At 75.4% G+C, this 10,733-nt stretch carries 9 protein-coding genes; 5 read left to right on the plus strand and 4 right to left on the minus strand.

Annotation, left to right across the window (positions count from 1 at the left end):
* Positions 1-19: 19 nt before the first annotated feature.
* Positions 20-880, minus strand: a complete 861-nt coding sequence (locus ABD332_RS19425; RefSeq protein WP_344503388.1) for a Dyp-type peroxidase — start codon at positions 878-880, stop codon at positions 20-22.
* 104 nt (positions 881-984) lie between these two features.
* Here ABD332_RS19425 and ABD332_RS19430 point away from each other — a divergent pair, with 104 nt between their 5' ends.
* The 4 genes from ABD332_RS19430 to ABD332_RS19445 are packed head-to-tail and all read left to right on the plus strand — an operon-like array spanning position 985 to position 4,380.
* Positions 985-1,878 carry an ABC transporter ATP-binding protein gene (locus tag ABD332_RS19430; protein ID WP_344503389.1) on the plus strand — a complete coding sequence of 298 codons (894 nt, stop codon included), beginning with the start codon at positions 985-987 and terminating at the stop codon, positions 1,876-1,878.
* Between the two features lie 5 nt (positions 1,879-1,883).
* Positions 1,884-2,621 carry an ABC transporter permease gene (locus tag ABD332_RS19435; protein WP_344503391.1) on the plus strand — a complete coding sequence of 246 codons (738 nt, stop codon included), beginning with the start codon at positions 1,884-1,886 and terminating at the stop codon, positions 2,619-2,621.
* Between the two features lie 41 nt (positions 2,622-2,662).
* Positions 2,663-3,778, plus strand: a complete 1,116-nt coding sequence (locus ABD332_RS19440) for a sensor histidine kinase (protein ID WP_344503392.1) — start codon at positions 2,663-2,665, stop codon at positions 3,776-3,778.
* Positions 3,775-4,380, plus strand: coding sequence for a response regulator (locus ABD332_RS19445; RefSeq protein WP_344503393.1), 606 nt, complete (start codon positions 3,775-3,777; stop codon positions 4,378-4,380). The genes ABD332_RS19440 and ABD332_RS19445 overlap by 4 nt, the downstream gene beginning before the upstream one ends.
* Positions 4,381-4,721: 341 nt before the next feature.
* Here the strand turns inward: ABD332_RS19445 and ABD332_RS19450 are convergent, their stop codons facing one another.
* The 3 genes from ABD332_RS19450 to ABD332_RS19460 all read right to left on the minus strand — a co-directional run bounded on the left by ABD332_RS19450 (position 4,722) and on the right by ABD332_RS19460 (position 7,944).
* Positions 4,722-5,810: a hypothetical protein gene (locus ABD332_RS19450; protein ID WP_344503394.1), complete on the minus strand. Its 1,089-nt coding sequence runs from the start codon at positions 5,808-5,810 to the stop codon at positions 4,722-4,724.
* Between the two features lie 76 nt (positions 5,811-5,886).
* Positions 5,887-6,492 (minus strand): flagellar basal body-associated FliL family protein, encoded by a 606-nt coding sequence (locus tag ABD332_RS19455; RefSeq protein WP_344503395.1) that lies wholly within the window; start codon positions 6,490-6,492, stop codon positions 5,887-5,889.
* 282 nt (positions 6,493-6,774) lie between these two features.
* The gene (locus ABD332_RS19460) at positions 6,775-7,944 is read right to left on the minus strand and encodes a S8 family peptidase (protein ID WP_344503396.1); all 1,170 of its coding nucleotides are present in this window, start codon (positions 7,942-7,944) and stop codon (positions 6,775-6,777) included.
* A gap of 76 nt (positions 7,945-8,020) precedes the next feature.
* On the opposite strand from ABD332_RS19460, the gene ABD332_RS19465 reads away from it, so the two are divergent.
* Positions 8,021-10,723, plus strand: coding sequence for a CHAT domain-containing protein (locus ABD332_RS19465; RefSeq protein WP_344503397.1), 2,703 nt, complete (start codon positions 8,021-8,023; stop codon positions 10,721-10,723).
* The last annotated feature ends 10 nt before the right edge of the window (positions 10,724-10,733 follow it).

Below are 10,733 nucleotides of genomic sequence, written 5' to 3' on the forward strand. Positions count from 1 at the left end.
ATGATCGGCCCCGGGACGGTCAGCCGAGCGCCTCGACCGGGGGGATCACGTAGTACGCGCCGGTCAGCGGGGTCGTGTAGCGGGTGAGGGCGTCGCGGACGCCGTCGTCGGTGCCGGCCATGCGGCGCAGCATCTCGGCGAGCGGGTGCTGGGTGGCGCAGAAGCCGACGAACATCGTGCCGTGCTCGCTGACGGTGCCCCAGGCGGTGTTGCGGCGGTAGATCTTCAGCTCCTCGCCGTCCGCCGAGGTGATCACGGTGCGCGAGACGTGGGAGGTCGGGGGCTGGCGGTCCTCGTCGAGCTCGACGCTGTCGGGCTTGGTGCGGCCGATGACGAGCTCCTGATCGGCGACGGGCAGCGCGTCGAACGCCGCGGTGTCGTGGTGCCACTGCTGGACCAGGGCGACGGCGCACCCGTCGGCGGTGGCCACGGACGGGGCGAGGCTGCGCGGCGGGTTCTCGGTGCCGTCGATGAAGCCGGTGAGGTCGCGGTCGTGGTGGTACACCCACCCGGCGACGTCCGAGGCGCGGTCGGCGACGGGGGCGAGCACGGCCAGGGCGGCCCGCGTGTAGTCGAACAGGGCGGTGCGGTCGGCGCCCGCCAGCCACAGCCACGCGTCGTGCTGCGTCGCCGGCATCGTGAAGCCGTCCGGACCGGCCACCGGCGCGTCGAAGTCCCTGACGTCGGGCGCGGCGCCCCACAGGCTGGGGCGGATGCCGATGACGACGTTGACGGCGCCGGTCGCGGGCATCGGCTCGCCGACCGCGGCCAGCGCCGCCAGCAGCGCCCGCGGGTCGGTGCCGGGGCGCAGGTCGAACTCCAGGTATGCGTGCTCGGCCATGGCGGCGGCGAAGATGCCGGGCTGCGGGGTCGGGGGCATGGCACCGATCGTACCGGCGCAAGATCCACACCAGTACTTTTGTCACCGCCGATCGGGTACCGCCGTCTCTGCCGCCGCGCGTGGGCTGGTCATAGCGTCATGGCATGAGCACAGTCGAGCTGGATCGGGTGTCGTACGCGTACCGCGGCGGCGGCCTCGCGGTGCGGGACGTGTCGCTGCGGATCGAGGCCGGTGAGGTCGTCGCGATGCTGGGGCCCAACGGCGCCGGCAAGTCCACGACGCTGCTCCTGCTGCTCGGCATGCTGCCGCCGCGGACCGGCACCGCCAAGCTGTTCGGCGGGCCGGTCGCCCGCGCGGTCGCCGACGGCAGGGTCGGGGCGATGCCGCAGGCCGGCGGCGTCCCGCCCCGGTCGAGCGTGCGTGACCTCCTGGAGTTCCTGCACGCGGTGTACCCGCGGCCGATGCCCGTCGCCGAGGCGATCGCCCTCGCCGACCTGGACGGGCTCGCCGGGCGGACCGTGGAGCGGCTCTCCGGCGGGCAGCAGCAGCGGCTGCGCTTCGCGATGGCGGTCATCGGCCGGCCGGACCTGCTGATCCTCGACGAGCCGACGGCGGCGCTCGACGTGCAGTCGCGGCGCGCGTTCTGGGCCGCGATCCGTGGCTACGCCGCGCAGGGCCGCACCGTCCTGTTCTCCACGCACTACCTGGAGGAGGCCGACGACAACGCCGACCGGATCGTGGTGCTGGACCGTGGCCGCGTGATCGCCGACGGCACCGCCACGAGCGTGAAGCGGATGGTCACGGTCCGCACCGTCAGCGTGGCCGACCAGGAGAGCGGGCAGGACGGCGGGTTCGAGCGGCTGCCGGGCGTCGTCGCCGTCGCGCGGCGGGACGGGCGGGTCGTGCTCACCACGACCGACTCCGACGCGACCGTCCTCGCCCTCGCCGCCGCGGGTCTGCTGCGGGACCTCGAGGTCGTCGGCGCCGGCCTGGAGGACGCGTTCCTGACCCTCACCGGAAACCTCAGTGGAGTGTGATCGCGATGTTCGCCTATGTACGACTGGAGCTGCGGCGGCTCGGCAGGATGCCGGGACTGCTGATCTTCGCGGTGCTGATGCCCCTGCTGAGCTATCTGCTGTTCACCAACCTGCACGGGCTGACCGGGCAGGACAAGGACGTCGCCGCGACGTACACGATGGTGAGCATGGCCGGCTACGGGGCGATCGGCGCCCTGCTCAACTACGCCTCGGGCGTCGTGGTCGACCGGTCGATCGGCTGGATGCGGCAGCTGCGGCTCACGCCGCTGTCGCCGGTGCGCGTCGTCGTCGGCAAGGGACTCACGGCGATGGCGACGGCGATCGTCCCGGTCGTCGCGTTGTGCGCCGCCGCCGTGGCCGTCAACGGGGTCCGGCTCGATGTGGGCCAGTGGCTGGCGATCGTGCCGCTGCTGTGGTTCGGGTCGCTGCCGTTCGCCTTGCTGGGGCTCGGCATGGGGTATCTCGCGACGGCGCAGACCGTGCAGCCGCTGAACCTGCTGGTGTACCTGGGGATGTCGATCGTCGGCGGGCTGTGGCTGCCGCTGGACGCGATGCCGGGCTGGGTGGCGGCGGTCGGGCGGTGGCTGCCGACCCACGCGTATGCCGACATGTCCTGGCAGGTCGCCTTCGGCGGCGCGCCGACCGGCGCCGACGTGCTGACCCTGGCCGCGTGGCTGGTCGCGTTCACGGTCCTGGCCGTCGCCGGCTTCCGCCGTTCGGTCCGCAGCACCGCGGGCCTGTAGGCCCAGACGTGCCGGATGGCCTGGAGGCTAGGGTGGAGCGCATGCCCAGGAAGCGGTGGAGGCCGTCGGTCGGCGGCCTGCTCTGGGTCGGCGTGTGGACGTTTCCGCTGCTGGGCCCGATCGACACGATCACACCGCAGCACGGTGGCGTGGTTGCCGGGGTCGGCCTGGCGCTGTTCACGGCCCTCTACGTCACCGTCACCACGTTGGGCTTCGACCACCGCGACGACCTGCGCCGCGTGGCCGACATCGGGTTCGGGACCGTCGCGGCGCTCGGCGTGGCGCTGGCCGCCGCGTATGGCGAGCGGTGGCTGATCGTGCTGCTGTTCGTGTCGACGTGCGGCATGGCGGTGTATGGCGGCCGCCCCCGGATGACGGTCGGGCTGGCCGTGCTGCTGGCCGTGGTGGCGGTCGAGGCGGTCCTGGGCTGGCTGCAGCACGCGGAGACCGCGGCGCTGCTCAGCGTCATCGTCGGCACGGTCCTCGCGTCGGGGCTGGTGGGCGCGGTCCGCCAGATGGGCCGGCTGATCCGCGAGCTGCAGGGGGCGCAGGAGGCGCTGGCGGTCGCCGCGGTCGCGGAGGAGCGGCTGCGGTTCTCCCGCGACCTGCACGACCTGCTCGGCCACACGCTGTCGGTGATCGTCGTCAAGGCCGAGGTGGTGCGGCGCATCGCCGAGCGGGATCCGGCCGCGGCGGCGGCGCAGGCCGCGGACATCGAGGACATCGGCCGGCGCGCGCTCGTCGAGATCCGGGAGGCGGTCACGGGGTATCGGGAGAGCGGCCTGACCGCCGAGCTGACCCGCGCGAAGGGGGTGCTGTCCAGCGCCGGGATCGCCGCGACGGTGCAGCGGACGGCGGACCCGCTGCCGGACGACGCCGACCGGCTCCTCGCGTGGGCGCTGCGGGAGGCGACGACGAACGTGGTCCGGCACAGCGGCGCGCAGCGCTGCGACATCGAGATCTCCACCGTGGACGGTGCGGCGGCGCTGCGGGTCGCGGACGACGGCGGGGCGGCCACCGGAGCGGCGCCAGGGGCAGCGGCATCGGGGAACGGGCTGCGGGGGCTCACCGAGCGGCTCGCCGCGGCCGGCGGCAGCCTGGAGGCGGGGGCCCGGGACGGTGGCGGGTTCACGCTCGTTGCGAGACTGCCACTGTGATCAGGGTGCTGCTCGCCGAGGACCAGGGCATGATGCGGGGCGCGCTGGCGCTGCTGCTGGACCTGGAGCCCGACATCGAAGTGGTGGCGCAGGTCGCGACCGGCGACGAGATCGTCCCGGTCGCGGAGCGGGTCCGGCCCGACGTGGCGCTGCTGGACATCGAGATGCCCGGCGGCGACGGGATCACCGCGGCCGCGCGGCTGCGCGACCGGGTGCCGGGGTGCCGGGTGCTGATCCTGACGACGTTCGGGCGGCCCGGGTATCTGCGCAGGGCGATGGAGGCCGGCGCGAGCGGCTTCCTGGTGAAGGACGGTCCGGTCGAGGAGCTCGCCGCCGCCGTCCGGCGGGTCCACGCGGGCGGCAGGGTCGTGGACCCGGCGCTCGCCGCGGCGGCCCTGGCGGCCGGGCCCGACCCGCTCACCGACCGGGAGCGCGACGTGCTGCGCGAGTCCGCGGGCGGCGCGACGGTCGCCGACATCGCCGGGCGGCTGCGCCTGTCGGAGAGCACGGTCCGCAACTACCTGTCGGCGGCGATCACGAAGACCGGCACCCGCAACCGCATCGAGGCCGTCGGCGTCGCCCAGTCCAACGGCTGGCTGTGACGCCGCTTCCGGCGTGCGGCGTCGCTCGGCGCTTTCGGCGTGCGGCGACGTGTGGCGATGGCCGTGCGGCGTCGCCTGCTGGCGTTGTCGGCGGGTGGCGTCGCGGCGTGGAACGGGCGGCGTGCCGGCGTCGCGCGGGTCGGTCGGCGGTGGGTGGCCGGCGCACGGCCGGATGGATCGGGTCCGGCGGCGTCGCGCGGGTCGGTCGGCGGTGGGTGGCCGGCGCACGGCCGGATGGATCGGGTCCGGCGGCGCGGAGGCGACGGTGCGGGCTGGGAAGCGGTCCGGCGGCGTGGAGGGCGACGGCGCGGGCTCGGAAGCGGTCCGGCGGGCGGTGCGGGTCATGCGGTCAGGCGGGTGACGGTGGCGCCGGGGGACTGGTGGCGCTGCCAGTGGCGGAGCATCGGGGCGGGGTCCCAGCCGAGCTCGCGGGAGCGGTAGACGGCGTCCGTGCAGTGCGCCGTCCAGCTCGCCGGGGCGGTGTCGGCCGAGCGCAGCAGCTCGTCGCGGAGGTCCTGCAGGACGCGGATCGAGTGCTCGAACGCGGGCACCTCCCGCTCGCGGTCGTCCAGCTCGGCCATCCAGTCGACGTCGCGGCCGTCGCAGACGGTGCACGCGCACCCGAAGAGGCCGGGGTCGGGATGGCGGCGGCGCGCCCTCGAGATGGCGTTGATGCGGCGGTACGACAGCGCCGGCGCGAACACCGCGGACGGCGCCGCCGGCCGGAAGCCACGCGCCACCGGACCGGACTGGGGCGCGGGCCGGGGCGTCAGATGGCGCAGGCCCGCCACGGTGCCGACCGCGGCGGCCGCGGCGCCGTGGCACAGCGCGCCGAGCGCCGACACGTCGCAGCGCAGCAGCAGCGTCGGCACCCCGCAGCCGAGGACCGCGAGGAGCCCTTCCACCACGCCGGGCAGGGCGAAGGGGTCGCGGCTCGCCTCCAGCACCAGCGCGACGGGGCCGCCCGCGGCGCGGATGTGACCGGTCAGGACGGTGCGGTGCAGGCGGTCCTGGAGCCAGATCGGGTGCAGCGGCAGGACGGCGATCGTGTCGGGCAGGACCGCGGCGCGGTGCAGGATGCCGGCGAGGCCCGGCTCGTCGCCGCTGTCGACGTACCCGGAGTCGGTGAGCACGGGCACGCCCAGCTCCCGCTGGCGGCGCAGCCAGCGCGGGTTGAACGGCGCGCTCGCCGGCAGCCGGGCCGGTCCGGCGTAGCGGGCCGCGTCGAGCAGCAGCGGCGCCTCGAAGTGGCGTTGGCGCAGCAGGTACGCGGCGGTGGCGAGCAGGCCCGCCTCGTCCCGCTGGAACGGTGAGATGACGAGACCCGCGCCGGGGCGCTCGGCGATCGGCGCGCAGCGCAGCGCCTGGTTGGCCGAGCAGTGCACCAGCAGCGTGCCTTCGGTGATCATGGCATTCGTCAGTCCCGTCACTCTTGGTCCATCGAGCGTAACCAATCGTGCGGTATTCACGAACATTCATGTTCGAACTGGTGTTCTATCTGAACTCTCAGTTGCAGGTGTACGTGAAGGTCGCCGTGTCGGAGGCGGTGCTGGGCGCGATCACCTGCAGCGTGGTGGTGGAGGTGCCGGCCGCCCGCCGGACCTCCGCCTCCCAGCTGTCGGTGAAGGTCTTCGACCGCAGCGTGGCGCCGTGCTCGTTGCCGCCGTCGACGGTGTACCGCAGCCGGACGTCGGGGCTGGAGACCGTGATCGTGACGGTGACCTTGACCCTGATGTACTTCGTCGAGCGGGGGCAGGGGCCGGTGACGCTCGCCGGCTCGAGGCTGATCCGCGCCGCGGTGACGTGCGGCTTGGCCGGCGACGTCTTGGGCGTGGCGCTCTGCTCCGCGGCCGGCGGGCTCGTGGCCCCGGCCGGTGCCGTCGAGGCGGCGACCGCCACCACGGGCTCGGCCGCCGCCGACCTGGGGCGCGGCCGGTTCGGCTCGGAGGACGAGCCGAGCAGGGCGAACGCGGCCAGGCCGGCGACGAGGACGAGGATCGCCGCGCCGCCGGCGATGAGCAGCAGCGTCAGCCGGGAGCCCGGGCCGGCCGGCTCCTCGTCCCGCTCCGGGGTCAGCCACGCGGGACGGTCGGGCTCCTCCGCTTCGATCACGGGCAACAGTGCACCACGGCGTGTCAACGCCGCGCCGGCCGGTGTCGCGGCCCTGTTCCCGTCGGCGCGTCGGCGCAGCTCCGCCCCGGTGTCGCAGCACCGCGCCGGTGTTTCAGCGCCGCGCCCGTGGTCCAAGCGCGGCGCCGCCGTTGCGTCGTTGGTTCAAGCGCGGCGCCGCCGTCGCGCCGGTGGTTCAAGCGTGGTGGCGCGTCGCGCCGGTGGTTCAGTACAGCGCCGCGTCGCGCCGGTGGTTCAAGTGCGGTGCCGCGTCGTGCCGGTGGTTCAGTGCAGCGCCGGGTAGCCGCCCACCATGCTGCCCTGCGCCTCGGCGCGGACGGCGGCGGCCGCGGCGGTGACCGAGCCGGCGGTCGCGACCCGGTCGACGACCGCGGCGACGACCTTCGGCGTGGCGAACGACGTGCCGCTCCACGCCGCCCAGCCGCTGCTGAACAGGTCATGGTTGATGTACGTGCTGACGACGTCGGCGCCGGGCGCGGCGACGCTCACCCACGGGCCGGTGTTGCTCCACTCGCAGATCGCGGTGCCGTCGTGCGCGGCGACGGCGAGCAGCCGGTCCGCCCACGCCTCGCCGCTCGCGGTGAACGCGGCCGGCCAGAACGGCCGGTCGGCGACGCCGTTGTTGCCGGCGGCCGCGACCACGACCCGGTCGCCGCCGGCGAGGAACGTCCGCAGGGCCGCGGACAGCGCCGCGGGCGGCAGGTCGCCGATCGAGTAGCCGCCGAGGGACAGGTTGAGCACGTCGGTGTCGGTGAGGGCGGTGATCGCGGCGGCGAGGTCGGCCTCGGTGCACACGCCGAAGCTGTCGAGGACCTTCACGATGCGGACCTGCGCGCCGGTGGTGCCCTGCGCGACGACGCCGGCGATGAAGTTGGCGTGGCCGACGTCGGAGTCGAGCATGCCGTCTCCGTCGCCGTCGGTGACCGTCTCGTGGTTCTCCGGCGTCGCGGTGTAGCAGCCCTCCGGGAGCGGGCTGTTCAGCCAGATGCCGGTGTCCATGACGGTGACCCGTACCGGCGACGCGTGATCCGACGAGATCAGCTTCGCCGAAGGGGCGTCCACCGCGACCGGCGGGCCGAACGGGCCGCCGTGCTCGTGCGGCGTCGACATGAAGACGTGGTTGGCCCCGACGACGGAGCCCTGCGGCAGCTGGCCGCGCAGGCGGCGGACGGCGTCGGAGACGTCGAGGCCGGACGTGCGCAGGCGGCGCAGGCCGGACGCCGGCTCATCCTCGGCGATCTCGCTGGTGCGGTGGCCGAGCCCGACCAGGGTGCGGTGGGCGATCGCGGTGCTCGCGTCCTGGACCAGGATCTCGTCGGCGACGAACCGGACGGTCCGGCCGGCGTGCGACTCGGTGCGCAGCCACGGCAGTCCGGACAGGCGCGCGTCGCGGGTCGCCAGCCACCGTTCGAGACGATCTCGTGCAACGGACATGCTTGCTCCTCAGTGCTCAGCTAGAGACGGACCGGTGACAAGAGACGGCGGCGCGGCGCCGTGATACACATCGGAGGTGTCCACCACCGCCGATGAGCTGGCGCAGCGGCTGTTGCCGATTGTGATGGCCGATCCCGTCAAGGCCAAAATGCTCGCGGACGCGGCGTTGCGCGACGCCCAGCGCGCCGGTGACCGCGCGGCGCAGGCGGTGGCGCTGCGGACGCTCGGCCTCGCCGCCCGGGCCCGGCACGACGCGGCGGGCGCGGACCGGCATCTGCGCGCGTCGATCGCGGTCGCGCGGCGTCACCGGCTGACGCAGTACGAGGCGGAGTCCCGGATGAGTCACGCGCTCATCCTCGACGATCTCGGCCGGCCCACCGCGGCGCTGCGCGAGATCGACCGGGCGATGGCCGACCTGCAGGGGCAGCGCCGCGCCCGGGCCTCGATGCAGCGCGCCCTGATCCTGCGCCGGCTCGGCTTCGAGCGGGAGGCGATGGAGCTGTACCGGGATGCGCTGCGGGCGTTCCGGCGCTCCGGTGACGCGGTGTGGGAGGCCCGCACGCTGACCAACCGCGGGGTGCTGCACGGCTTCCGCGGCAACCTCCGTCTCGCCGAGGCCGACCTGCGGGCGGCGCAGGCGCTGTACAACCGGCTCGGGATGTCGACCGCCGCGGCGCAGGTGGAGCACAACCTCGGCTTCGTCGCGGCGCAGGCCGGCGACGTGCCGACGGCCCTGGCCCGCTACGACCGGGCGCACGACCGGCTGTGGAAGACCGGCGTCGACGCCGTCAGCCTCCTGGACCGCGCGGAGCTGCTGCTGTCGGTGCGGCTGCTGCCCGAGGCCGGCACGGCGATCCGTGCGGCGATCGCCGCCTGTACCGACGGACACCTCGACTCGGTGCTCGGCCAGGCGCACCTGATGATGGCGCGGCTGGCGCTGCTCACGAGCGGCGGCTCCGGCCCTGTTTCCGGCGCTTCCGGCACGCCCGGCGCTTCCGGCGCTTCCGGCGCTTCCGGCGCTTCCGGCACTTTCGGCACGGACGAGTCGCGGGTGGCGGCCGCGGCGGCGCGGAAGGTGTTCGCGCGGCAGAAGCGCGCGGTGTGGATCGCCCGGGCCAGGGTCGCGGAGCTGGCGGCGGTCGTCGCGTCGGGCCGGGCGCACCGCGGGACGCTGCGGGACCTGCGGACCGCCGGGCGGGCCCTCGTCGACGCCGGCTGGCCCCATCCCGGCTGGGAGGCGCTGCTGGACGCCGCGCAGCTCGCGGTCGGCCTCGGTGAGCACGGCACCGCCGCCGACCTGCTGCAGGAGGCGGCGGCCGCGGCGAAACTCGGCCCGGCGCCGCTGCGGGTGCGGTGGGCGCACGTCCGGGCCCGCCTGGACCTCGCTCGCGGCGCGACCGCCGAGGCGGCCCGGGCGGCGACCGCCGGGCTGCGGATCGCCGACGAGTACCGGGCCAGCCTCGGCGCCACCGAGCTGCGCGTGCGCGGCAGCGTCGAGGCCGCCGCGCTCGCCGGGCTCAGGCTGCGGCTCGCCCTCGACCACGGCGGGCCGCGGGAGGCGCTCACCTGGGCGCAGCGGTGCCGGTCGGCGGCGCTGTCCCTGCCGCCGACGCACCCGTCCAGCGACCCGGTCGTCGCGCGGGCCCTCACCGAGCTGCGCCGCATCACCGGCGAGCTGGCCGCGGCGCCCGCCGGCCCGCAGCGCGCGGGGCGGCTGCTGCGGCGGCAGCGGTCCCTGGAGGCGGAGATCCGGCGCCGCTCCTGGCGGGTGCCCGGCTCGCGGCCCGCGGCGCGCACGGACGTGCCGTTCGCGTCGCTGGCCGCCGCGCTGGACGGGCGGGTGCTGTTCGAGCTGCTCGCCATCGACGGCGTCCTGCACGCGCTGGTGGTGTTCCCCTCGGCCGGCGGGCACCGGGTCGCGCGGCGCGTCGTCGGGCCGATCGCGCCGGTGGCCGCGGAGCTCGAGCACCTGCGGATCGCGCTCAGCGCGGAGATCCTCGGGCACGGCGGTACCAGCGCAGAACGCGTCGACCGGGGCGCCGGTGCGCTCGACCGGCTGCTGCTCGACCCTGTCGCCGACCTGATCGGCGACGGCCCGCTCGTGCTCGTGCCGACCGGTGCGCTGCACGCGATGCCGTGGACGATGCTGCCCAGGCTGCGAGGGCGGTCGATCACCGTCGCGCCGTCCGCGGCGATCTGGTGGCGGGTCGCGACCCAGCCGCCCGCCGACGGGCCCACGGTGCTCGTCGGCGCGCCGTCCGCGGCGCAGGCGGCCGCCGAGGTCGCGCAGATCGCCCGTGACCAACGCGTGCCGCCGACCGTGCTGGCGGGGGAGCGGGCCCGGGTGGCGCCGGCGCTCGCCGCCCTCGACGGCGCGGCGATCGGGCACATCGCCTCGCACGGCGAGTTCCGGGTGGACAACCCGCTGTTCTCGTTCCTCCTCCTCGCCGACGGCCCGCTCACCGTGTACGACCTGTCGGCGCTGCGCCGGCCGCCCGCGCTGCTGGTGCTGTCGGGCTGCGACACGGGCCTCGCCGAGGTGCACCCCGGTGACGAGCTGATGGGGCTGGTCGCGGCGCTGCTCAACATGGGCACGGCCACCGTCGTCGCGAGCACCGGGCCCGTCGACGACGGCGCGACGCGGCTGCTGATGCGCGACCTGTACGGCCATCTCGGCGTGGGCCACCCGCCGGCGACCGCCCTGGCCCTGGCGCAGGCGGCGGCCGACCCCTCGGTGCGGGCGAGCACCGGCAGCTTCGTCTGCTTCGGGGCGGGGTGAATTTTTCTCT

The organism is Dactylosporangium maewongense (genome assembly GCF_039531485.1).
In the GTDB taxonomy this organism is placed as follows: domain Bacteria; phylum Actinomycetota; class Actinomycetes; order Mycobacteriales; family Micromonosporaceae; genus Dactylosporangium; species Dactylosporangium maewongense.